This is a genomic window from Rathayibacter sp. PhB151 (assembly GCF_004366415.1).
Lineage (GTDB): Bacteria > Actinomycetota > Actinomycetes > Actinomycetales > Microbacteriaceae > Rathayibacter > Rathayibacter festucae.
This window is the reverse complement of the sequence record NZ_SOEN01000006.1, coordinates 656,005-677,555: the sequence shown is the minus strand read 5'-3', so window position 1 is coordinate 677,555 and position 21,551 is coordinate 656,005. Positions and strand designations below refer to the sequence as shown.

Sequence of the window (21,551 nt, the reverse complement as noted above, 5' to 3'; positions counted from 1 at the left end):
GGAGGGACGCGGGCCGGCGGCGGAAGGAGCCGCCGGCCCGCTCGGGATCACTGCGCCTGGTCGAGATCGGCCTGGAGGGCCGACATGTAGTCCTCGGCGCTCATGCCGCCCGAGACCAGCAGCGAGACGTTGGTCTGCGCGTCCGAGGTGGTCTTCGCGTCGAAGAGGGCCTCGAACCAGAGCACGGTCTCGTCCGCCTCGTTCACGTACTCCTGGACCGTGGTGGTCAGCGGCGGGACGTCGGTGACCTCCTCGTTCAGCGCGAAGCCCGAGATGACGCCCTGGTTCTGCAGCACGCTCGAGCCGTAGTTCTCGGCGATGCAGGTCAGCCAGTCGCCGACCCCGTCGTCGTAGGCCTTCGTCGAGGTCGCGGTCGCCGCTCCGGCGTTGGCCGGCCACTGGCTGCTGTCGCCCGCGCCGCCCGTGACGTTCGGGAACGGCAGGAAGCCGACGTTCTCCTCGCCGATCTGGTTCTGAGCGGGGTCGTTGAGATTCGCCAGGAACCAGGAGCCGTTGTAGGTCATCGCGGCCTCGCCGGTGAGGAACTGGGCGTTCGCGGTGTCGGTGTCGCGCGAGGTGACGCCCTCGCCGAACAGGCCCGCACTGCCGAGATCGGCGACGGCCTGAGCGCCCTCGATGTACTCGGCGTCGGTGAGCTTCGCATCGCCGGACTGGATGTCCTTCATGGCGTCCGGGCCGATCGAGCGGAAGAGGTAGTTGCCGATCAGGCGGGTGAGCGGCCAGCCCTGGCTGCCGGCCTCGGTGAGCGGGACGACTCCGGCGGCCTTCAGCGTCTCGAGGGCGGCGACGAGCTCGTCCCAGGTCTGCGGCTCGGCGATGCCGTTCGCCGCCAGGATCTGCTTGTTGTACCAGATGCCCTCGACGTTGTACTGGAACGGCAGCGAGACCATGCCGCCGTAGACCGAGGTGATCGTCGAGCGGGCGGCGGGGAGGACGTCGTCCCAGACGCCGAGCTCGGTGAGCTTCTCCTCGTAGTCGACGATGAGGTCGTTCTTGCCGAGGTCGCCGTCGGGGCGGACCTGCGCGGTGCCGGCGACGAAGCTGGTGGGCAGCGCGTCCTGGCTCGCGAGCAGCGTGATCTTCTGCACCACGTCGGCCTGGGCGACCGTCTGGCTGTCGAGCGGCATCGCCTCGTTCTCGGCGGAGCAGGCGCCCTCGCCGAGGGTGGCGAGCTCGTCGCGGATGATCGAGTTCTCGGCCGGGGTGAGGACCGAGAAGGAGCCGGCGGCGCCGGACTCGGACGAGCCGCCGCCGTCGCCCGAGGCGCAGCCGGTGAGCAGCAGCACGGCGGCTCCGGTGCCGGCGACGAGCCCGGTGAGGGCCGAGCGGGAGCGACGTCCGCGGGATTCTGCAGAGCGGGACACATTTCCTCCTTGAAAGGTGCAACGGCGTTTCGAACGGGCGATGCCGGGCGGGCATTGTTTGAAACGTTACAATTCAGGAGGCTACCGACGGGTGTGCGAGCTGTCAAGACTGTCTTGACACGTTTCAAAAGCTGCGGAACGATGAAGCCGTCGTCCGGGTGCTGGAGCCCGATGGCCGCTCCGGCGGCGCACGACGAGGATCGGAGAGACATCGCATGGAACTCGACGGGCAGCGCGCCCTGGTCACCGGTGGCGCGGGAGCGCTCGGACGAGTCGTCTGCCGCGAGCTCGCCCGCGCGGGAGCCGACGTGGTCGTCGTCGATCTCGACGCGGCGGGAGCGGAGGAGGTCGCCCGGAGCGTGCGCGAGGAGGGCAGGGCCGCTCGCGCCGTCGCGGTCGACCTGACCGACTTCGACGCCGTGCAGCGCGCCCTCGGCGCCGTGATCGAGGAGGACGGCGCGATCGACGTGCTGGTCAACGGCGCCGGCGGCGGCGCGGTCTCGTTCTTCCACGAGATGACGGAGCAGACCTGGCGCACCCAGATGTCGCGGAACCTCGACACCGTCTTCGCGGTCACCCGCGCCGTGTTGCCCGCCATGCTCGAGCGGCGCTCCGGCCGGATCGTGAACATCGCCTCGGTCGCGGCCGTCGCCGGGGGGCGGCTCGTCCGCGGGGCGACCGCCTACGCCGCCGCCAAGGCCGGGGTCGTCGGCCTCACCAAGGCGCTCGCGATCGAGGTCGCCGACCAGGGCGTCACCGTCAACGCGCTCGCGCCCGGCGCGCAGCGCACGCCCGGCCGGGACAACGACACCCCCGAGCGGCGCGCGGCGCTGCTCGACCAGATCCCGTCGCGCCTGCTCGGCGAGCCCGAGCACCTCGCCCGGACGATCGTGTTCCTCGCGTCGCCGGCGGCCGTCAACATCACCGGAGTGATCCTGCCGCTCGACGGCGGACACTCGATCTAGTGGATCCCGGAGACTCCGCCATGACGCAGCCCACCCCCGACCCCGAGCGCCTCGCCCGCGGCCGGGCCGCCTTCGACGCCGTCTACGGCGAGGGCAAGGCCGACGGCCTGATCGCGCTGCAGCGCGGCCGCGCCCAGGACCTCGCCCGCTACGGCCTCGAGTTCAACTTCGGCGACGTCAACTCGCGCCCCGGCCTCACCCTGCGCGAGCGCGAGCTGATCACCCTCGGCGTCCTCACCGCGCTCGGCGGGGTGGACGCGCAGCTCCGGGGGCACACCCGCGCGGCCGTCAACACCGGGGCGACGGCGGAGGAGATCGTCGAGGCGGTCATCCACACGGTGCAGTACGTCGGCTTCCCCCGCGCGCTCAACGCGGTGAAGGTGGTGTCGGAGGCGCTGGAGGCGCACGGCGTCGCGCTGCCGGAGCCGCTGCTGCCGGAGTCGCCGCCGGAGTCGCCGCTCCGCGAGTAGGGAGCGGCGCGTGAGAGCATCGAAGCCCGTTCGTCGCCGCGTCCGGGCGCCCGCCAGCACGAGGAGACAGCGATGACCAGGGTCGGCATCCGCGACGTCGCCGCCGCCGCCGGCGTCTCGATGGGGACGGTCTCGCACTTCCTCAACCACCCCGCGCGCGTCTCCGACACCAAGGCGAAGCGGATCCAGGAGGCGATCGAGGCGCTGGGCTTCGTGCGCAACAACGCCGGCCGCCAGCTCCGGCTCGGACAGAGCTCCACCATCGCCTACATCGCACCCGACGTGTCCAACCCCTTCTTCGCGATGATCGCCGAGGGCGCGGAGCGGCGCGCGGCCGAGCTCGGGCTGTCGCTGTTCCTCGCCAACTCCGGCGGCGAGACCTCCCGCGAGGACGCCTACCTCGAGCTGTTCGAGGAGCACGGAGTGCGCGGGATGCTGGTCGCGTCGCACGGCTCGATCGAGGACCGCCTCGCCTCGGTCCGCTCGCGCGGGACGCCGACCGTGCTCGTCGGCCGGCACGCGGCCGCCGAGACCCAGCCCTCGGTCTCGATCGACGAGGTGCTCGGCGGGCGGCTCGCGGCCGAGCACCTGCTCGCGCTCGGCCGCCGCCGCCTGGCCTTCGTCGGCGGCCCGCTGTCGATCCAGCAGGTCGGCGAGCGCCTGTCGGGCGCCAGCCGCGCGGTCGCCGCGGTGCCCGGCGCGACCCTCGAGATGATCGACGTGCAGCACCGCGTGATCGCGGAGGGGCACGAGGTCGGCGAGGCGATCGCCGACCGGGAGCCCGCCGCGCGCCCCGATGCGATCTTCGCCGTCAACGACCTGCTGGCCATCGGCCTCGAGCAGGTCCTGATCGGCCGGGGGATCCGCGTGCCCGAGGACATCGCCCTCATCGGCTACGACGACATCGAGTACGCGGAGGCCTCGATCGTGCCGCTGAGCTCGATCCGGGCGCCGCAGGAGTCGTTCGGCGCGTCGGCGGTCGACCTGCTGCAGGAGGTGGTGTCCGCCGAGGGCGACGGCGTCGTCGACCGGCGCCGGGTCTTCGCGCCGGAGCTCGTCGAACGCGCGTCCACGCGCGGTCGCTGACCCGCGGGGCGGGCGCGCCCGTGCCCGCCGCCCGGGAGAGGGCCCGACGTGCTCGGGGTGGGTGGGTCTCGATACGCCCCTGCGGGGCTACTCGACCAGCATGCAGGCTCCCCCTCGGGGCTGCTCGACCAGCATGCCGGCGCCCCTGCGGGGCTGCTCGGCCAGCATGCCGATCGCCCTGCTCGCGGCTGCGAGCCGGCAGCGGGGCCCGATCATGCTGATCGAGTAGCCCGCGGAGCGGGCGTATCGAGATCCTCGCGCGGGCAGCCCCGTGCGCACTGGTCGCGGCGCGGGCCCGTCGACCGCCGTGCTGATCGCCCTGCTCGAACCGACGTCCCGCGCCAGAAGTGAGGCAGTTTCGCCTTCTCAAGCCGACCGGCCTAAGCTGCCGTGTCGGTCAGCCGCTCCTCGCCGGTTCGTGCCCTCGCTGAACGGATCCGCCACCAGGTCCTCTCCCGGGTTTCCCGGAGCGGTGGGGGCGGCGCCGGACGCGTGTGGCGCGGACGGGGGGCGTGCGCCGGGCGGTGCGACTGCGATTCACTGAGGCTTCCTGCAGTGATGACAGCGTTACCACCGCGCACCTGTCTCGATTCTTGACGAGTCGCTCCAGCTCGTCCTCACCCACTCTCAGAACGGATCCGCCATGTCCACTCACCCCTCCGATTCCTCCGGTCCCTCGCGCCGCTCCGTGACCGCGGGCGCGATGTGGAGCATCCCCGTCGTCAGCGCGGCGGTCTCTGCTCCGCTGGCCGCGGCCTCGACGCTGCCCTGCACCAGCACGACGCTGTTCACGCAGTCGGTCGTGTCGGCGACGAACCCGCTGACCCTCTCCGCGACCTCGCCCACCGGCACGACGTCCACGATCCGCATCACCTCGGTCCTGGCAGCGGATACCACGACCACGCCCACGACCGACAGCAGGAACTTCAACCTGACCCAGAACGGCACGGTGTGGTTCGCCGGTGGAACCGACAGGCAGGCCTATGAGAATGCGGTGGACTACTTCGGGCCCGGCCTGCTCATCCTGAATCAGCGCCGCTCCGGGCCGGTCTCGACGGATGGCGCGATCACCACGGAGGTGCCGACGCCGGGATCGGACTCGCAGACGCTGATCTTCGAGTTCTTCGACGCGGACGGGAAGCCGTTCGACCCGACGGACGTCCAGCTCACCTTCCTGAACATCCTGTCGGACGCGACCAGCCTGGGGCTCTACTGGGCGCTGAAGTCCTGGTCGACCGTCGGCTTCAGCGTCGCGCCCACCTCGATCTCCTCGCGCGGCGGAAACGCGGGAGTCGGCGCCGGCACGATCGCCGATCCCTTCCGGCGCGCCACCGCCGGGGAGCGGGCTCTCCCGCGCACGCCGCGCTACGACACCTTCTCGTTCCGTTCCTTCCCGTCGGGCAGCTCGCTCGTCTACAGCCAGTTCGGCGGCTTCCAGGGCTGGCACAACAGCGCGATCACGGGACTCGGCTTCCGCTCCAGCGACTGCTGAGCGCTCGTTCCACGCCAGCGGGGAGGGGAACGCCGCACTCGCGTGACCGCTGCTCCTACGCTGCCGGGGTGTCCGGTCGGTTTCCGGCCGCACGCCTGGTCTCACGGAACGGATCCCGCATGTCGCAGCACCGCCCCGACCCGCACGGCCCCACCCGGCGCAGCGTCGCCGCGAGCGCCGTGTGGGGCGTCCCCGTCGTCAGCGCGGCGGTGGCCGCCCCGCTCGCCGCCGCCTCGCCCGCCCCGTGCTTCAGCACGACGGTGTTCCCGCCGGCGAGCGTCGCGAGCGACCCCACCGTGCTCACCGCGATCTCGCCGGGAGGAGCGGCGTCGACGGTGCGGATCACGTCCGTCCTCGCGCCGGGCACCACGACCGAGTCGCGGGGCCGGAGCTTCAATCTGACCGGGGAGGGCTCCGTGTGGATCGGGGAGGAGACCGGTCCGCCGCTGAGCGAGACGGTCGCGCGCGCCGGGGAGCCCGGCGCGTTCGGTCCCGGGACGCTCCTGCTGAACCAACGTCGAGCCGGGGTACTCACGCAGACCCCGTCGCCCGGGCCCGACTCGCAGACGCTGACCTTCCGCTTCTTCGGAGCGGATGGGCGGCCGTTCGACCCGCTCGACGTCCGGCTCACCTTCCAGAACATCACGTCGCTCTCGGACTCCTCCCTCCCCTGGGTGGCGGGCTGGTGGACCACCGTCGGCTTCAGCCTCGCGCCCACCTCGATCTCCGCCCAGGGCTCCGACCCGGGAGTCGGCACGGGCACGGTCGCCGACCCGTTCCGGCGCAGCACCTCCTTCGAGCCCGTCCTCGTCAACGACCCCCGCTTCGACACCTTCGCGTTCGACGTCCTCCCCTCGGGGAGCACGCTGACGCTGAGCCAGCACGACGGTCAGCAGGGCTGGCACTCGACAGCGCTGACCGCGCTGCGCTTCCGCGCCCGGGACTGCTGAGCACCGCGGCGTCAGCGGAGGCGGACCACAGGATCGAGTGGTGCGGCCTCCATGCTGATCGAGTTGCCCGCGGAGCAGGCGTATCGAGATCCCGCGCCCGCTGGTGACTCCTCAGACGCCCCAGTTGACGAACGGCGCGCGCAGGCTCGAGACGGTGACCTCGTCCTCGGCGATCGCGCCCACCGTGTTGGTCAGCTCGTAGCCCTCGAGGGTGCCGACGGGCGTCGTGTCGAAGAGGAAGGATCCGAGGGCGCCGTCGGTGGTGCTGTCCGGGTGCTCGGCCGCGACCTCGGCGGTGGCGTCACCTACCGCGACTCCGCCCAGGGTGCTGATGGCGACATCGCCGACGGCGGCGGCCGTGGCCTCGAGGAGGAAGTCGGGCTCCGGGTACGTCGGCTCCGGCCCGCCCGCGTCGTAGACCTCGGTGTCCCGGAGGACGAAGCCCGGCCAGGTGTAGGCGCGGCTGCGGTAGCCCTCGTAGGGGATGTCGTCGGACTCGGTCGGCTCGCTGCCGAACGCCTCGGTGAGCGCCGCGACCGCGCCGGTGCCGTCGCGGTAGGCCCAGCTGCCCAGCTGTGCGCCGGTGGCGTCCACCAGGGAGAACGAGGTCGGCCCGATCAGCAGGCTCGCGGCGGCCGCGGGCGCCGCGGGCGTCGCGGGGGTCGCGGTGGGGGCCGGCGTCGCGGTGACGGTCGCGGTGGCGGTGGCGGTCACCGTCGCGGCCGGCTGCGCGACGGGCTCGTCGGAGGAGACGCAGCCGCTCAGAACCGTCCCGACGCCGAGGGCGAGGGCAGTGCCGGCGACGGCGGTGCGCAGGAGCGAGCGGGACGGGACGGACATGGCGGACCCCCGGAGAAGCGGACGACGGGGGTCGCGGATCGTCCCCCACCGCCCATCCTTCCGCGCGGGAGCCGACGACCGGGTAACGATCCGCTCTCCTGTGCTCGGGCTAGCAGGCGACAGTGTCCGAGAGCGGCTGCGCGTCCGCGTCGACACGCTCGAACTCGACGCGCTGGATGCGGTTCACCGCGACCACGCTGTACTGCTCGGGCCCGCGCGCGACCGGCAGGAACTGCCGCGTCTCCAGGTCGTGGGCGAGCTTGTGGCGATCACCGTGGAACGTGCAGGCGTGCGCCCTCTGCTCGGGATCGTCGACCAGGTAGAGCACCAGCTGGAGAACGGGCATCGCTTCCCTTCGGGATGACGTGGACGGAGCCTGCGCCCAGCGTGCCAGGACCGGTCACACCCCTGCGCCCGTTCTCAGCGATCTGCGGACCCCCCTTCTGCGGGAACCGTCGGGCTCACCCGTCCGATTGCGCTGGCCGCACCCTCGCCGTTCCGGGCGGAGGAGCCCCTTGCGCGGTGCCGCGAGATGCCACTTGTGCACGCGACACGCCGACGAAAGCGTGCACAAGTGGCATCTCGCGGGGGAGGAGGACGTCAGTCGAGGTCGAGGCTCCCGAAGTAGGCGGCGAGGAGGACGCCCATGGCGCCCGCGCCGACGATCGCGGCGCGCCTCGACCTGCGGCGCGGCAGGGCGGCCAGCCCGGCGACGAGATTCGCCGCGCTCCAGCCCGCGTTCACGAGCGGCGAGGACAGCCCGCGCCCCGGCGGCGTGGCGAACGGCGAGGGGAACCTCCGCCCCTGCAGCGCCGCGACGCCGTGCGGCACCGCGTTGACGAGCAGCACCCCGGCGAGGGCGCTCCTGGCGATCCGGCCTGCGCGATCGGTGCTGGTCACGACGACTCCTCCTTCAGACGGTCCCCGAAGCCTCCCGCGCTCCCCTCCGCGAGATGCCACTTGTGCACGCGACACGCCGAGGAAAGCGTGCACAAGTGGCATCTCGCGGCACGGCGTCAGGCCGGCGCGTGCACCAGCTCCGAGATGCGGCGCTTGCACGCGTTGAACTCGGGCGCCGTCACGTCGCGCTCGCCGGGCAGGTCGACCGTCACGATCTCGCTGATGTGCCCGGGCACGCCGTGCGAGGCGCCGCCGGTCATCACCACGACGCGGTCGGCGAGGTAGACCGCCTCCTCGATCGAGTGGGTCACGAACAGCACGGTGGTGCCCGTCTCGCGGTGGATCCGCTTGAGCTCGACCTGCAGATCGGAGCGGGTGAGCGCGTCGAGCGCGCCGAACGGCTCGTCCATCAGCAGCACCGACGGCTCGTTCGCGAGCACCCGCGCGATCGCGACCCGCTGCTGCATGCCGCCGGACAGCTCGCCCGGGAAGCGATCGGCGAAGCGGGTGAGCCCCACCGCCTCGATGAAGCGGTCGGTCACCTCGGCGGCCGCGGCCTTCGGCAGCTTCTTGCGCCGCGGACCGTACGCCACGTTCTCGCGCACGCTCAGCCAGGGGAACAGCCCGTAGTCCTGGAAGACGACGCCGCGGTCCGGGCCGGGCGCCGAGACGGCCCGGCCGCCGACCTCGACGACGCCCTCGGTCGCCTCCTCGAACCCGGCCAGGATGCGCAGCAGCGTCGACTTGCCGCATCCGCTCGCGCCGACCACCGCGACGAACTCGCCCGAGCGGACGTCGAGCGAGACGTCGGCCATGGCGAGCACGCCGCCGCCGGCGGTGTCGTAGCGCTTCGCCAGATCGAGCACGTGGACGTCCGCGGTGCGGGCCGGAGCGGTGCCCGGAGCGACGGGGCCGGAGGCGGGGGCGGAGAGCGTCATCTGGTCCTCACTTGACGAGCGGCCGGCGGCCGAAGAGCACGCGGAACAGGAGCAGGAGCAGCCGGTCGGAGGCGAACCCCGCGATCGCGATGCAGATCATCCCGACCACGATCAGGTCGGTGCGCACCACGTCGCGCGCGAGGAAGATCGTCGAGCCGAGGCCCGTGCTCACGCCCGTCGTCTCGCTGAGCACCAGCACGACCCAGGCGAGGCCGAGGCCGATACGCATGCCGTTCACGATCGCGGCGGCGGAGGCCGGCAGCACCACCCGGACGAGCACACCCGCCCGCGAGGTGCCCAGCATCCGCGCCGCCTCGATCAGCCGCGGCGGCACCTGGCGCGCGCCGCTGATCGTGCCGAGCACGATCGGGAAGAACGCCGACAGCGTGATCAGGAAGATCGACGCCTGGTCGCCGTAGCCGATCAGCAGCGCGACCAGCGGCACCCAGGCCGTCGCCGGCACCGGGCGGAACAGGTTGATGAACGGATCGAACAGCGAGTTCACGGTGTAGTACCGGCCCATCAGCACGCCGAGCGGCACCGCGAGCACCGTCGCGAGCGCGAACCCGCCGAAGACGCGGCCGGCGCTCGCCGCCAGGTCGGTCCAGAGCAGCCCGCTGAACGCGTCGTTCCGCAGCCCCGCAACGGCGTAGTCGATCAGCGAGACCAGCACGTCGCCCGGGTAGGGCAGGAACGCCATCCGGATGCCGAACGGCAGCTCCCACTCGCCCGCCCGCCCGAACTGCCAGAGCAGCAGGAACAGGATCGGGACGGGCAGGCCCAGCAGGAAGGTCGTCCAGCCGCTGCGCCCGGGGCGGCGCCGGCGCCGGACGGTCGACAGCCGCTCGGTGGCGGTCGCCGCCTCGGCAGGGCGGGTCGTGGTGGTCATCGGCCGACCGCTCAGGCCGCCGGCGCGAACGTCGTGTCGACGACGTCCTCGATCGCGGGCGCGGAGTCGATGAAGCCCAGCTCCTGCATCTGCGTCGCGAGCGCCCCGAGCTGGCCCTGGTACTCCTCGCTGAGGTCGGAGCGGAGCCAGAAGTTCTCCAGCGCCGACTCCAGCACCTCCTGGTCGCCGCCGAACTCGGCGATCATGTCCGGCAGCCACTCGTCGACGCTGTCGGCCATGTAGGCGGTCGTCGCGGCGTGGGTGTCCACGACCTTCTCCACGACCTCCGGCTGCTCCTCGATCATCGCGCCGGTGGTGACCAGGCCGATGTTCACCCGCCCGATCGGCGTCGCGTACGGGTCGGCGATCTCGGTGCCGCCGGCCGCCTCCGCGATCGAGACGCCGATCTCCACGCCGAAGAACGCGTCGATCGAGCCGCTGGTGAACGCGGACGCCATCTCCGGTACCGGGATCGTGATCAGCTCGAGGTCGTCGTCGGTGAGCCCGGCGTCGTCGAGGTAGTAGCGCAGCGCCACCTCCTGGGCGCTGCCCTGGATGTAGCCGACCTTCTTGCCGGCCAGGTCCTCGACCGAGGAGATGCCCTCGCCGCCGAGGAAGCCCGAGCCGCCGTCCGCCGCGGAGGCGACGATCTTCAGGTCGCGGTCCTGCGCGATCGAGGCGATGGTCGGGGTGACGCCGGAGATCGCGAAGTCGATCGTCCCGGCGACCAGCGCGTCGCTGAGCGCGGGCGTGGTGTCGAGGGTGATCACCTCGAACTCGACGCCCTCCTCCGCGAACTTCTCGTAGAGGAACGGCTGGTAGAAGTGCGGCTGGCCGCGGAGGGTGCCGACGGTGACGGTGACCGTGTCGCCGCCGCTGTCCGAGGCGGCGTCGCTCGCTCCGGAGCACGCGACGAGCGAGAGGGTGGCGGCGAGCGCCGCGCCGAGGGCGAGGACGCGGCGGGTGGACGGCCGGGACAGGGGCATGCGGGCTCCATCGGTGAGGGGTGTCCCCCCACTCAACCGCCCCCAGATGCTGTGCGATTTCTGAGAAGTTTCCGACGTGTTAAGTCCCTCGGTCCCCCTCCGCGAGATGCCACTTGAGTACGCGACACGCCGATAGAAGCGTGCACAAGTGGCATCTCGCGGGAGGCGCCCGCCCGCCTACGCCGCGAGGAAGCGGTCCGCCGTGCGGAGCGCGAGCGCGACCGTCAGCAGCGCCGGGTTGGCGATCACCGCGCTCGGGAAGACCGAGTTGTCGCAGACGAACAGGTTCGGCACGTCGAAGCTGCGCCCGTCGCCGTCGACGACCGCGTCGCCCGGGTCGGTGCCCATCCGGCAGGTGCCGAGCGTGTGCGCTGTGCGGGCGATCACCCGGGTGCTGCGCGCGCCCGCCGCCTCGACGATCGCGGTCATCGTCCGGATCGCGTGCGTGTCGATCGCCTCCTCGTTCGAGCCCGGCGAGAAGGTGATGCGCGCCTTCGGCACCCCGTGCTCGTCGAGCTCGTCGGTCAGCACGAGCCGGTTGTCGTCCGAGGGCAGGCACTCCGCGTTGATGCCGACGCCGGCCAGGAAGCGGTAGTCGTCGAGGGCCTGCATCAGCGACGACCCCCACAGCCCGGCGCCGCGGACGAACGAGGTCGCCTGCGTGAGCGGCATGGTGCCGAGGCTCTGGATCAGGTAGCCGCCGGCGAAGTCCGCGTCGGCCGGGCGCACGGTGTCCTCGGTGATGACGGAGGAGGGGTAGCCGCGGTAGCCGCGCATCTCCTCGTCGAAGGTGCCCCAGACCTGGGTGGCGCCGTGCGCGAGGAAGTTGCGGCCGACCAGTCCGCTGCTGTTCGCGACGCCGGTGTGCAGGAGCAGCCGCGGCGTCTCGACCCCGCCCGCGCAGAGGAACAGGGCGGAGCAGCGCTGCCGGTGCTCGACCCCGTCCGCGGTGTAGAGGACGGCGCTGACCTTCCCGGCCGCGTCGAGCTCGATCCCGTGCACGAAGGACTCCGCGCGGATCTCGGCGCCGTCGCGCACCGCGAGCGGCAGGTAGGAGGTGTCCATGCTCCCCTTGGCGCCGGTGCGGCAGCCCTGGTGGCACTGCCCGCAGTTGCGGCAGGAGGCGCGCTCGCCGTGCGCCTCCTGGTCGCGGCCCGTGCTGAGGACGGCGGCGGGGGCGTCGGTGGCGCGGATGCCGAGGGCCGCGCAGCCGCGCAGCATCATCTCGGCGGAGGCGTTGCGGTCCACCGGCGCCTGCAGGTAGCGGCGCGAGGGGTCCCACGGGTAGTCCGCCGGCCCGGAGACGCCGATCGTCGCCTCCGCCCGCTCCAGGTAGGGCACGAGCTCGGCGTGCGTCACGGGCCAGTCGCGGCCGAGGCCCGACTCGGTCCGCAGCAGCAGGTCGCGCGGGTCGGGGCGCGGGGTGAAGGCGCCCCAGTGCAGGGTCGAGCCGCCGACGCCGCGGCCGCTGTTGTTCGGGCCGAAGGCGGTGGGCGTGCTGCCGCCGCTGAGGCGCTCCTCCATCCAGTTGATCTCGGTCGCCTCGGTCTCGTCGGCGGTGAAGGTCAGCGGATCGAAGTGCGGTCCGGCCTCGAGCGCGACGACCCGGAGGCCTCGCGCGGCGAGGGTCGCGAGGATCGGCGCGCCACCGGCGCCGGTGCCGATCACGACGGCGTCGACGACCTCGTCGGGGGAGTAGCGGCGCATGCCGGTGATGTTCATCGGGGGGTCCTCGTGCTGGTCTGCGGGATGTCGGGTTCGCCGGTGCCGGGCTCCCGGGTGCCGGGCTCCCAGGTGTCGTGCGCGTCGGCGCCGAGGGCGGTGAAGCCCAGGAGCGGGAGGACGTCGCCGCCGGACGCGTAGCCGTCGAAGCCGATGCGCGCGAGGCTCGCGGGGTGCGCGAGCCACTGCCGGACCAGGTCGTTGCGGCAGTCCTCGAACCACGCCTTCGCCTGCTCCGCGCTGAACGCACTGAGCGGCTCGGTGCCGAGCGCCTCGAGCCGCGCGTCCTGCTCCTCGGCGGAGAGGCCGTCGAATCCCGCGAGCGCGTCGAGTCCGAGGCGGTAGGCCTCCGGGTCGCTCGGCAGGTCGGCGTTGCGCCAGCCGTCGCCGCGGCCGGCCGCGAGCTGGGCGTCGACGCGGGCGGCGAGGTCGATGCGGCCCGGGGCGGCGCTGTCGCCGCTGTCCTGCGGCACCACCCGGTCCGCGACGGCGCGCAGCGTCGTCAGCTGGGCGGGAGTGAGCGCCTTCGGCGCGTACGCCGGGTCGTCCGCGAGCAGGCGCTCGGCGAAGAGCGCGCGGATCCTGGAGGTGGTGCGGCTGGAGCGGATCGTCTCCGCGACGTCGACGGGCACGGCCGGTCCGGTGCCGGCCTCGTCGGTCCAGAAGGCGCGGATCGCCGCGGCGACCTCGACCGGCCGCTCGATCGGCAGCAGGTGTCCGGCGCCGGGCAGCTCGACCAGGCTCGCCCGCGGGTAGGTGTGCGCGTTGGTCGCGCGCTGGCCGTCGGCGCCGAGGTCGCCGTCCTCGCCGCCCGCGATCAGCAGGGCGGGCAGGACGGAGAGTAGATCGGCGACGTCCGTGCGGTCCTCGCGGCTGCCGGTCTCCAGCCAGTCGCGCCAGGCGGCGGGGGAGGAGCGGAGCAGATCGGCGAGCGCCTGCCGGTCCTCGGCGGCAGGGAGGTCACCGCCGATGTTCTGCTCGAGGAAGGTGCGCGCGTGCTCCGCGTCGAGGGGGCCGTCGGCGACCCAGCCGAGCATCTCGCTCCGCTTCTCCTCGGGCATCGGCTCGGGCGAGAGCGGCGAGCCGGCCAGCAGCACGACGCCCGCGAGCCCGAAGAGTCCGGAGCGGCCCGACAGCGTGCGCGCGGCGACCAGCGAGGCGACCTTGCCGCCCATGCTGTGCCCGACGAGCAGCCAGCGCGAGGCGCCGTGCTCGCGGATCGCGCGGATCACGGCGGTCGTCATCGCGTCGAGGGAGGTGTCGCCGGCGTCGCGCGCGTCGCCGTAGCCGGGCAGATCGATCGCCACGACGTCCGCCGCGTCGGCGAGCTCGCGGGCGAGCGGATCGAAGAGGCGGCCGCTGAGGCCGAGCCCGTGCAGGGCGAAGATCGTCGGCCGGCTCGCGGTCGTGGGCATGCAGGTCCTGTCGCATCGGGGAGGCGCCCGAGCGGCTGCGTCCGGCCTCCATGCGACCACAGCGCGGCAACCCGCGTTGCCACTTGCGGGCGACCCGCGTTCGTGCCACTGCTCGACGCGACCGGCTCTCTCGCGTATATACGGTCGTTGATATTATTCACTTCATGCGCACGAAGACCGGAGACCTGCTGATCGAAGCGCGATCGCGGGCCGGACTGCATCAGAGTGAGATGGCGGAGCGAGCCGGAGTCGCCCAGAGCATGATCAGCGCCTACGAGAGAGGCGCGCGAGAGCCGACCCTCCCGACGTTGCGCCGTCTCCTCTCGGCTGCAGGCTTCACCCTCGACCTCTCGCTCGAGCGGAGCGCCGCACCGGCCTCGGCGCTCTTGGGGCCTGTCGGGCGGCAGGTCCTGCGCCACCGTGCCGAGCTCCGCCGGGCGCTGCGTCGTCGCGGCGTCGCCGATGCGCGAATCTTCGGATCCACTGCCCGCGGAGACGACCGCCCGGACAGTGACCTCGATCTCCTCGTGACGATCCCAGCCGGTCTCGGCGTCCTCGGTCTGGCAGGCCTCGAGCGCGAGCTGGGCGACATCCTCGGCGCTCCCGTCGACCTCGTCCCCGAGCAGGGGCTCAAGGAGCACGTGCGCCGCGCCATCGAGCCGGACCTGACGCCGCTGTGAGCAGGCTCATGCTGATCGAGTAGCCCGCGCAGCGGGCGTATCGAGATCGACCAGCGTCAGAAGGCGAGTCTGCAGACCTGCTCTGCTGAGGGCGTGGGTCTCGATACGCCCCTCCGGGGCTACTCGACCAGCAGGGCTGCGTGCCTTCGCGTCCTCACGCTCGCGCTCACGCGCCCTTACCGAGCGGGAAGACCAGCAGCGTCGACGTGGCCGTCGCGACCAGGCGCCCCTGCGCATCGGTCACCCTCGCCTCGGCGAACGCCACGCGGCGGCCCGGCTTCACGACCGTGCCGACGGCGAGCAGCTCGCCGCTGTCCTGGTGCAGTCCGCGGAGGTAGCTGACGGTGAGGTCGAGCGAGGTGTAGCCGACGCCGATCGGCAGCGTCGACTGCACCGCGCAGCCCGCCGCCGAGTCGAGCACTGTGCAGACGAAGCCGCCGTGCACCCGCCCGATCGGGTTGTAGTGCGATTCGTCCGGCGAGCAGCGGAACTCCACCCGGCCCTCGTCGACCGCGCCGAGCTCCATGTTCATCAGCGTGATGATCGGCGGCGGCGGGATCGTCCCGTCCTTCATCGCCCGCAGGTAGTCCAGCCCGCTCATCCGCATCGCCGCGGCCGCCCCGGCCATCGGATCGTGCCAGGTCACCGTCTTGCTGCGCAGCTCGTCCATGCCCACTCCCTCGTGAAGACTCCGGCCGCGACCACCGGCCGCGCTCGCACCCTACGCGCGTCGGTCCTCGGCGCGTCGGCGCAGCGTCTCGAGGAGGGCGGCCGGGGTCTCCGGATCGCTCAGGCTGATCGCGAACTCGTCCCCGCGGGTGGTGGTCACCACGAGCCCGGGCCCGGCGTGGAGGAGGAGGGCCGAGCGGCCGGGCGACCACCGGTAGCCCCAGCCGCCCCACTCCGACGGCCGCAGCGCGGCGGTGCTCACCGACGCCATCGACGCCAGCGGGATGCGCCGCAGCGGGATCCCGAGCGCCTTCGACACCACGCGCAGCCCGCGGCGGTCGGCCGTGACGCGCAGCCGGGTGAAGCCGAGCATCACGACGGCGCTCGCCCCGAGCACGATCGCCATCGCGATCGCCGGTCCCGTGTCGCCCGTGGCGAGCAGCCCCGGGACGGCGGCCGCGGCGATGAGCAGCAGCACCGTTCCCGTGACGGCGAACACCCGGCCGGTGACGGTGTGCGACCAGGCGCCGGTCTCCTCGCTGCCGAGCGGCAGCCGGTCGACGGCGACCCGCGGCGCGTGCCGGGTGGGCGGCGCGATCAGCGCCGGCGCCACGGCGAACAGTCCGCCGCCGAGGAGTGCGAGAAGCCAGGCGCCGAGCACGGCCTCCTCCGCCGACCCCGCGGCGAGCGTCGTGCCGACCGAGGTCGCCCAGCCGCCGGCACCGAGACCGGCGACCAGGCCGAGTCCGCCGAGCAGGAGGCGCGGAGCGCGGCCGAATGCCGCGGCGACGAGTCCGGCGACGGCGGGGACGCCCGCCAGCAGCAGTGCCAGCCGGAGGAGGACCGCGACCGGCTGCGACTCGTCCGCGGCGCCGGTGCTCGACCAGTGCGAGGCGAGCACGGGCGGGAGCCGATCGCCGAGGACGGCCCGGGAGACGAGGATCGCCGCGGCGGGGAGCAGGAGCGACGCGGCGGCGACGAGCGTGCGCGGGCTGCGGTCGGTGGTGGTGCCGGTGGTGGTCACGGTGCGGTCCTCTCGAGAAGGCGGATGACGTCGGCGCGGCTGATGCCGCTGCGGCGGGCCTCGGCGGCGAGCTGCTCGATGAGGGCGGTGACGCGCACGAGGCCGGGGCCGGCCGACTCCGCGATCCAGGCACCGCGGCCCCGTCGCATCTGCAGGATCCCGTCGTCGCGGAGCGCGGCGTACGCGCGCAGCACGGTGTGCATGTTGATGCCGAGGGAGTCGGCCAGCTCGCGCGCCGGCGGCAGGCGGTCGCCCGCCGAGAGCTCGCCCGCCGCCACAGCGGCGCGGACCTGCGCCTCGAGCTGATCGGCCAGCGAGCGCGGCGAGGAGTGGTCGACACGCAGCAACATGTTCGCAATATTAGTAGAACAATGCGCGAGGAGTCGAGCGCGCTAGCGTGGAGGGTCCAGCACGGGAGAGGGGACCCCGATGACGACTCCGGTCACCGGTGCGCCGTCCGCGGCCCGGCGCGCGGCCACCCTGCGGCTCGCCGGCCTCTTCGTCGCGGCGGCCGGACTGCTGGACCTCGTGTTCCTCGTCGCCCCGACCGGCTCCGGCTCCCTGCTCGCGGCGCGCGCCGTCGTCCTCCTCGGGGCGGGGCTGCTCGCGGCCGCCGCCTCGGTCCTCGCGCGCGGCGCCGACTCGAAGGGCGGGCTGGTCGGCCCGACCGGAGCGACGGCGCTGATCGTCTTCGCGGTGCTGATCGTGCTGCGGCCGATCGTGAACTGGTCCTCGCCGAGCACGACCGGCTCGACCGCGACACCGGAGATGATCACCGCCGCGACGCTCGTGCTGGTCCTCGCCGTGCTTGCCTTCGCCGCGGGAGTGGTGGGGCTCGTCGCGCTCGCGCGCTCGCACACGGTCCCGCGGCGGGTGATCGTGACCGCCGCCGTCGCGGTGGCCGTCAACGCCGTCGGCGGGTACGCCGTGTCGGCCCCGCTCCTGGTCACGGCGACGCCGTCGCAGGAGCTGCTGCTCGGTCTCTCGCTCGCCGCCTCGATCGCCGGAGCGCTGTCGATCCTCGCGACGGGGATCGTCTGGCTGCTGGCGGCCCGCTTGATCGCCCGCGCGGGCTGACCGGCGCGCCGTCCCGCAACACGAAATCGCTCGGGACGACCTTTCTCAGGACGACAGCGCCAGCGACACCGCCAGCACCACCATCACGACCGCGACCGCGCCGTCGAGCACCCGCCAGGCCGTCCGGCTGCGGAACAGCGGGCGCAGCGCCCGCGCTCCGAAGCCCAGCGCCGTGAACCACAGCACGCTGCCCAGCGCCGCCCCCGCGCCGAACCACCAGCGCTCGTCGCCGTGCGTGTTCGCGACGGAGCCGAGCAGCACCACCGTGTCGAGGTACACGTGCGGGTTGAGCAGCGTCAGGGCGAGGCAGGTGCCGATCGCCGTCCGCAGCGAGGTGGAGGCGCCGGCCGGGTCGCCCTCGAGCGTCCCGGGGCGCAGCGCCCGCCGCGCGGCGAGCACGGCGTAGGCGAGGAGGAATGCGATCCCGCCCCAGCGGATGACGACCAGCAGCCACGGCGCCGACTCGAGCACCGCGCCGATCCCGGCGATGCCGAGGATGATCAGCGCGGCGTCCGCGAGCGCGCAGATCGCGACCACGGCGAGCACGTGCTCGCGGCGGAGGCCCTGCCGCAGGACGAACGCGTTCTGGGCGCCGATGGCGATGATGAGCGAGAGGCCGAAGCCGAGGCCGGACACGGCGGCGAGGAGGGGGGACACGACTCCGACGCTAGGGGCGACCGCGTCTGTAGACCAGCTCACGCTCCTTCAGTACCGTAAGCGCAACTGATGGGAGCTCGATGCTGACCGACGATCTCGACCTCGCCCGCCTCCGTGCCCTCGCCGCCGCGGTCCGCTTCGGCTCCTTCGACGCCGCCGCGCGCGAGCTGCACGTCACGCCCTCGGCGCTCAGCCAGCGGATCAAGGCGCTCGAGTCCGCCGCCGGGCGGGTGCTGCTGGTCCGCTCGCGTCCCGTCGTCGCCACCGAGGCGGGCGCGGGCCTGCTCCGCCTGGCCCGCCAGATCGAGCTGCTCACCGAGGACGCCGTGCGCGCGCTCGACGGCGGTGCGCGCGAGGGCCGCGGACCGGTGACGGTGCCCATGGCCGTCAACGCGGACTCTCTCGCGACCTGGGTCCTGCCCGCGCTCGCGACCGTCCCCGAGGTCGTCGTCGAGCTGCACCGCGAGGACCAGGAGCACACCACCGCGTTCCTGCGCGACGGCACCGTCCTCGCCGCGGTGACGGCCGAGGCGGAGGCGGTGCTCGGCTGCACCGTCGCCCCGCTCGGTGTGATGCGCTACCGGGCGATGGCCGCCCCCGCCTTCGCCGAGCGCTGGTTCCCGCAGGGGCCGGACGCGGCGGCGCTCGCCGTCGCCCCCGTCGTCGTCTTCGACGAGAAGGACCGCCTGCAGACCCGCTTCCTCGCCGCGGCCGGAGTCGAGGCACGCCCGCCGCAGCACCGCGTGCCCGGCTCGGCCGACTTCGAGCAGGCCGTGCGCCTGGGCCTCGGCTGGGGCATGCTCCCCGAGCTGCAGGCCCCTGTCGGCGCGCCGGGCCTCGTCCCCCTCGGCGGCGCCCCCGTCGACGTCCCCCTCTACTGGCAGCAGTGGTCCCTGCACACCCCGAGCCTCGACGCGGTCGCCGCCGCCATCACCACCGCCGCCCACGCGACCCTGCGCGTCTGATCCCCGCCGCGAGATGCCACTTGTGCACGCGACACGCCGAGGAAGGCGTGCACAAGTGGCATCTCGCGGAGGCCGTCAGACGGCGAAGACGTCGCGGAGGGTCACCGTCTGCAGGGAGCGGGCGCGGAGGAGGTCGACCAGCTGCGCGTAGACCGTCGTCACCGGGTCGAAGTTCGCGTGCCCGATCACGATGCGCTGCGGCCGGAACCACTCGTCCGCGAAGCCGAGCAGCTGCTCCGGCGTGATCCGCCCCGAGTCGGAGAGCGAGCCGTACCAGAGCGTCGTCGCCGTGTAGCCGACGGCCGCCGCGGCCGCCCGGCTGCGCGCGTCGGTGTAGCCGAACGGCGGGCGGTAGAAGGGAGCGGCCTCCACCCCGTAGGTCGCGCGGATGAAGTCGCCGTTGCGGCCGAGCTCCTCCTGGATCCCGTCGTCCGAGAGCGAGGTCAGATCGGCGTGCGACCAGGTGTGGTTCGCGAGCTGCACCTGCCCGCTCGCGACGAGCGGCGCGAGCGCCGGCGCGTTCACGGTCCACGAGTCGTACTTCCCGTTGAGGAAGAAGGTGAGCCGGGTCCCGGTGTCCTTCGCGAACTGCGCGTAGGCGGCGACCACGTCGGTGTCGGCGCCGTCGTCGACCGTCCACGCCATCAGGTTCCCGTCGCCGGGCAGCTCGGTGATCGTGCCCTCCGGCAGCGGGAAGCGCACGCGGACCGGCACGGGCGCGGCCGTCGCCGTCGGCACGGGGCGCGGCGGGGGAGTGGGGGTGGGAGTCGTGGTCGCGGCCACCGGCGTCGCGGTCGGCGTGAGCCGCGCGGTGCTCGTGCACCCGGCCAGGCCGACGGCGGCGGAGGCGATCCCCAGCAGCAGCGCACGGCGCCGCAGTGCATCCGGCCTCGAGCCGCCCATGATTCCCCCCGTGGCGACCCGGACCCCCCGGTGCACCGGAGCGACCGTAGCACCGGCGAGTCTTGCAGGGTGCGCGCGTGTCGCCTAAGCTACTCGGGTTGCGTGCATCTGCACGCTCTTGCGCGCTGCCCTCCGGGCGGGACCCCGGTCCTCCTCGACAGGCGGGCGGTGCGCCGACAAGTGACCTTGGGTGGGTCGGGCGAGGCCTCGTGCCGCGCGTGGCCCACGGTACCCACACATGGAGGAAACCATGGCAGCAGTCTGCCAGGTGACCGGAGCCGTTCCCGGCTTCGGACACGCCATCTCGCACTCGCACCGGCGCACCAAGCGCCGCTTCGACCCGAACGTGCAGAAGAAGACGTACTACGTCCCGTCCCTGCGCCGTAACGTCACGCTGACGCTGTCGGCCAAGGGCATCAAGGTCATCGACGCCCGTGGCATCGAGTCCGTCGTGAAGGATGTTCTCGCTCGTGGGGTGAAGATCTAATGGCCAAGCAGCAGGACGTCCGTCCGATCATCAAGCTCCGCTCGACGGCCGGAACCGGTTACACCTACGTGACCAAGAAGAACCGCCGCAACGACCCCGACCGTCTCGTGCTCAAGAAGTACGACCCCGTAGTGCGCAAGCACGTCGACTTCCGCGAGGAGCGCTAAGTATGGCCAAGAAGAGCAAGATCGCCCGCAATGAGCAGCGTAAGGTGGTCGTCGACCGCTACGCCGCCAAGCGCCTCGAGCTGAAGAAGGCCCTCGTCGACCCCGCCGGGACCGACGAGTCCCGCGAGGCCGCCCGCACGGGCCTCCAGAAGCTCCCCCGCAACGCCTCGCCCGTCCGCGTCCGCTCGCGCGACGCCGTCGACGGCCGCCCCCGCGGCAACCTCTCGAAGTTCGGCATCTCGCGTGTCCGCTTCCGTGACATGGCCCACCGCGGCGAGCTGCCCGGCATCACCAAGTCGAGCTGGTAATCGGCGCGCAGCGCCGCTCACCAGCGTGCTAGCTGCGCTCACGCCGAAGGCCCCCCGATCTCGCGATCGGGGGGCCTTCGGCGTTCCCGGGTCGGGGCGTCCCTGCCGCCCCTCCCGCAGTCGGCTACCTGAGGTGGTCGGTTCCCGTAGAGCGTCCTGCGTACGCTGCGCTCAATCGCTTGGCACGCGATTGCGCGATGCGCTCGCGGTTCCCGCTGGCGCTCCTCGTTCCGGACGGTGATCCGTCGCGAACGGCTCCTTCGTTCGCTCTCAGGCAGCCGTTCGTGACGGATGGCGACGGCTCGCACACGCCGGCGGGCCCCCTGCGTGCTGATCGAGTAGGCCGCGGAGCGGGCGTATCGAGATCCACCGTGACCGGGCATGGGGTCTGCAGACCCACCGTCTCGGCGACGGTGGGTCTCGATACGCCCCTGGCGGGGCTACTCGACCAGCATGGGGATGCCGCGCCGTGGCGGTGGTCCGCTGCATGGGGGCGTCGCGCTCGGACCGGCGGCCCTTGCATGCTGATCGAGCAGGCCGCGGAGCGGGCGTATCGAGATCCGGCCTCCGGGCGCC

Annotated in this window: 25 protein-coding genes; 11 read left to right on the top strand and 14 right to left on the bottom strand. The window is 73.0% G+C overall.

The window, feature by feature from the left end; all coding sequences use genetic code 11:
- Positions 1 to 47: 47 nt before the first annotated feature.
- Positions 48 to 1,385, bottom strand: a complete 1,338-nt coding sequence (locus tag EDF35_RS03930; RefSeq protein ID WP_133960791.1) for an extracellular solute-binding protein — start codon at positions 1,383 to 1,385, stop codon at positions 48 to 50.
- Between the two features lie 215 nt (positions 1,386 to 1,600).
- Between EDF35_RS03930 and EDF35_RS03925 the strand changes: the two genes are divergently transcribed.
- From EDF35_RS03925 to EDF35_RS03905, 5 genes are all read left to right on the top strand, one after another.
- A complete protein-coding gene (locus EDF35_RS03925) occupies positions 1,601 to 2,350 on the top strand; it encodes an SDR family NAD(P)-dependent oxidoreductase (protein ID WP_123701526.1) in 750 nt (249 codons plus the stop codon).
- Positions 2,351 to 2,370: 20 nt separating this feature from the next.
- Positions 2,371 to 2,820 carry a carboxymuconolactone decarboxylase family protein gene (locus EDF35_RS03920; RefSeq protein ID WP_132435002.1) on the top strand — a complete coding sequence of 150 codons (450 nt, stop codon included), beginning with the start codon at positions 2,371 to 2,373 and terminating at the stop codon, positions 2,818 to 2,820.
- 72 nt (positions 2,821 to 2,892) lie between these two features.
- A complete protein-coding gene (locus EDF35_RS03915; RefSeq protein ID WP_123731891.1) occupies positions 2,893 to 3,906 on the top strand; it encodes a substrate-binding domain-containing protein in 1,014 nt (337 codons plus the stop codon).
- Positions 3,907 to 4,549: 643 nt separating this feature from the next.
- Positions 4,550 to 5,398 (top strand): hypothetical protein, encoded by an 849-nt coding sequence (locus tag EDF35_RS03910; protein WP_133960790.1) that lies wholly within the window; start codon positions 4,550 to 4,552, stop codon positions 5,396 to 5,398.
- A gap of 119 nt (positions 5,399 to 5,517) precedes the next feature.
- Complete coding sequence (locus EDF35_RS03905) at positions 5,518 to 6,348, top strand: hypothetical protein (protein ID WP_133960789.1); 831 nt, start codon at positions 5,518 to 5,520, stop codon at positions 6,346 to 6,348.
- Positions 6,349 to 6,459: 111 nt separating this feature from the next.
- Here the strand turns inward: EDF35_RS03905 and EDF35_RS03900 are convergent, their stop codons facing one another.
- From EDF35_RS03900 to EDF35_RS03865, 8 genes are all read right to left on the bottom strand, one after another.
- The gene (locus EDF35_RS03900; RefSeq protein ID WP_133960788.1) at positions 6,460 to 7,188 is read right to left on the bottom strand and encodes a hypothetical protein; all 729 of its coding nucleotides are present in this window, start codon (positions 7,186 to 7,188) and stop codon (positions 6,460 to 6,462) included.
- Between the two features lie 109 nt (positions 7,189 to 7,297).
- Positions 7,298 to 7,534: a hypothetical protein gene (locus tag EDF35_RS03895; RefSeq protein ID WP_123444746.1), complete on the bottom strand. Its 237-nt coding sequence runs from the start codon at positions 7,532 to 7,534 to the stop codon at positions 7,298 to 7,300.
- Positions 7,535 to 7,788: 254 nt separating this feature from the next.
- Positions 7,789 to 8,088: a hypothetical protein gene (locus EDF35_RS03890; RefSeq protein ID WP_207901598.1), complete on the bottom strand. Its 300-nt coding sequence runs from the start codon at positions 8,086 to 8,088 to the stop codon at positions 7,789 to 7,791.
- A 116-nt stretch (positions 8,089 to 8,204) separates the two neighbouring features.
- Positions 8,205 to 9,026: an ABC transporter ATP-binding protein gene (locus EDF35_RS03885; RefSeq protein WP_133960787.1), complete on the bottom strand. Its 822-nt coding sequence runs from the start codon at positions 9,024 to 9,026 to the stop codon at positions 8,205 to 8,207.
- A gap of 7 nt (positions 9,027 to 9,033) precedes the next feature.
- The gene (locus EDF35_RS03880; protein WP_123701571.1) at positions 9,034 to 9,915 is read right to left on the bottom strand and encodes an ABC transporter permease; all 882 of its coding nucleotides are present in this window, start codon (positions 9,913 to 9,915) and stop codon (positions 9,034 to 9,036) included.
- Between the two features lie 11 nt (positions 9,916 to 9,926).
- Positions 9,927 to 10,901 carry an NrtA/SsuA/CpmA family ABC transporter substrate-binding protein gene (locus EDF35_RS03875; protein WP_133960786.1) on the bottom strand — a complete coding sequence of 325 codons (975 nt, stop codon included), beginning with the start codon at positions 10,899 to 10,901 and terminating at the stop codon, positions 9,927 to 9,929.
- Between the two features lie 177 nt (positions 10,902 to 11,078).
- On the bottom strand, positions 11,079 to 12,623 hold the full coding sequence (locus EDF35_RS03870; RefSeq protein WP_133960785.1) for a GMC family oxidoreductase: 1,545 nt from the start codon (positions 12,621 to 12,623) through the stop codon (positions 11,079 to 11,081).
- Positions 12,620 to 14,038 carry an alpha/beta hydrolase gene (locus EDF35_RS03865; RefSeq protein ID WP_133960784.1) on the bottom strand — a complete coding sequence of 473 codons (1,419 nt, stop codon included), beginning with the start codon at positions 14,036 to 14,038 and terminating at the stop codon, positions 12,620 to 12,622. Before EDF35_RS03865 ends, EDF35_RS03870 begins: the two co-directional genes overlap by 4 nt.
- A 50-nt stretch (positions 14,039 to 14,088) precedes the next feature.
- Between EDF35_RS03865 and EDF35_RS03860 the strand changes: the two genes are divergently transcribed.
- On the top strand, positions 14,089 to 14,718 hold the full coding sequence (locus EDF35_RS03860) for a nucleotidyltransferase domain-containing protein (protein WP_347876889.1): 630 nt from the start codon (positions 14,089 to 14,091) through the stop codon (positions 14,716 to 14,718).
- Positions 14,719 to 14,884: 166 nt separating this feature from the next.
- Here EDF35_RS03860 and EDF35_RS03855 read toward each other — a convergent pair whose 3' ends face one another.
- Genes EDF35_RS03855 through EDF35_RS03845 form a run of 3 tightly spaced genes read right to left on the bottom strand, consistent with a single transcriptional unit; the run spans position 14,885 to position 16,761 of the window.
- A complete protein-coding gene (locus EDF35_RS03855) occupies positions 14,885 to 15,388 on the bottom strand; it encodes a PaaI family thioesterase (RefSeq protein ID WP_133960782.1) in 504 nt (167 codons plus the stop codon).
- 51 nt (positions 15,389 to 15,439) lie between these two features.
- The gene (locus EDF35_RS03850; protein ID WP_133960781.1) at positions 15,440 to 16,411 is read right to left on the bottom strand and encodes a hypothetical protein; all 972 of its coding nucleotides are present in this window, start codon (positions 16,409 to 16,411) and stop codon (positions 15,440 to 15,442) included.
- Complete coding sequence (locus EDF35_RS03845; RefSeq protein ID WP_133960780.1) at positions 16,408 to 16,761, bottom strand: GntR family transcriptional regulator; 354 nt, start codon at positions 16,759 to 16,761, stop codon at positions 16,408 to 16,410. Before EDF35_RS03845 ends, EDF35_RS03850 begins: the two co-directional genes overlap by 4 nt.
- Before the next feature lie 79 nt (positions 16,762 to 16,840).
- Between EDF35_RS03845 and EDF35_RS03840 the strand changes: the two genes are divergently transcribed.
- Positions 16,841 to 17,488: a hypothetical protein gene (locus EDF35_RS03840; protein WP_133960779.1), complete on the top strand. Its 648-nt coding sequence runs from the start codon at positions 16,841 to 16,843 to the stop codon at positions 17,486 to 17,488.
- Between the two features lie 45 nt (positions 17,489 to 17,533).
- Here EDF35_RS03840 and EDF35_RS03835 read toward each other — a convergent pair whose 3' ends face one another.
- The gene (locus tag EDF35_RS03835) at positions 17,534 to 18,145 is read right to left on the bottom strand and encodes a LysE/ArgO family amino acid transporter (RefSeq protein ID WP_208323005.1); all 612 of its coding nucleotides are present in this window, start codon (positions 18,143 to 18,145) and stop codon (positions 17,534 to 17,536) included.
- Between the two features lie 80 nt (positions 18,146 to 18,225).
- Here EDF35_RS03835 and EDF35_RS03830 point away from each other — a divergent pair, with 80 nt between their 5' ends.
- Positions 18,226 to 19,110 carry an ArgP/LysG family DNA-binding transcriptional regulator gene (locus EDF35_RS03830; protein ID WP_133960778.1) on the top strand — a complete coding sequence of 295 codons (885 nt, stop codon included), beginning with the start codon at positions 18,226 to 18,228 and terminating at the stop codon, positions 19,108 to 19,110.
- Between the two features lie 75 nt (positions 19,111 to 19,185).
- Here the strand turns inward: EDF35_RS03830 and EDF35_RS03825 are convergent, their stop codons facing one another.
- Positions 19,186 to 20,013 carry a polysaccharide deacetylase family protein gene (locus tag EDF35_RS03825; protein WP_133960777.1) on the bottom strand — a complete coding sequence of 276 codons (828 nt, stop codon included), beginning with the start codon at positions 20,011 to 20,013 and terminating at the stop codon, positions 19,186 to 19,188.
- A 250-nt stretch (positions 20,014 to 20,263) separates the two neighbouring features.
- Here EDF35_RS03825 and rpmB point away from each other — a divergent pair, with 250 nt between their 5' ends.
- The 3 genes from rpmB to rpsN are packed head-to-tail and all read left to right on the top strand — an operon-like array spanning position 20,264 to position 20,975.
- Complete coding sequence (gene rpmB / locus EDF35_RS03820; RefSeq protein WP_056038148.1) at positions 20,264 to 20,500, top strand: 50S ribosomal protein L28; 237 nt, start codon at positions 20,264 to 20,266, stop codon at positions 20,498 to 20,500.
- A complete protein-coding gene (gene rpmG / locus EDF35_RS03815; RefSeq protein WP_027692168.1) occupies positions 20,500 to 20,667 on the top strand; it encodes a 50S ribosomal protein L33 in 168 nt (55 codons plus the stop codon). Before rpmB ends, rpmG begins: the two co-directional genes overlap by 1 nt.
- Positions 20,668 to 20,669: 2 nt before the next feature.
- Entirely contained in the window at positions 20,670 to 20,975 is a 306-nt protein-coding gene (rpsN, locus tag EDF35_RS03810; RefSeq protein ID WP_123444774.1) for a 30S ribosomal protein S14, read from the top strand.
- Positions 20,976 to 21,551: the final 576 nt, after the last annotated feature.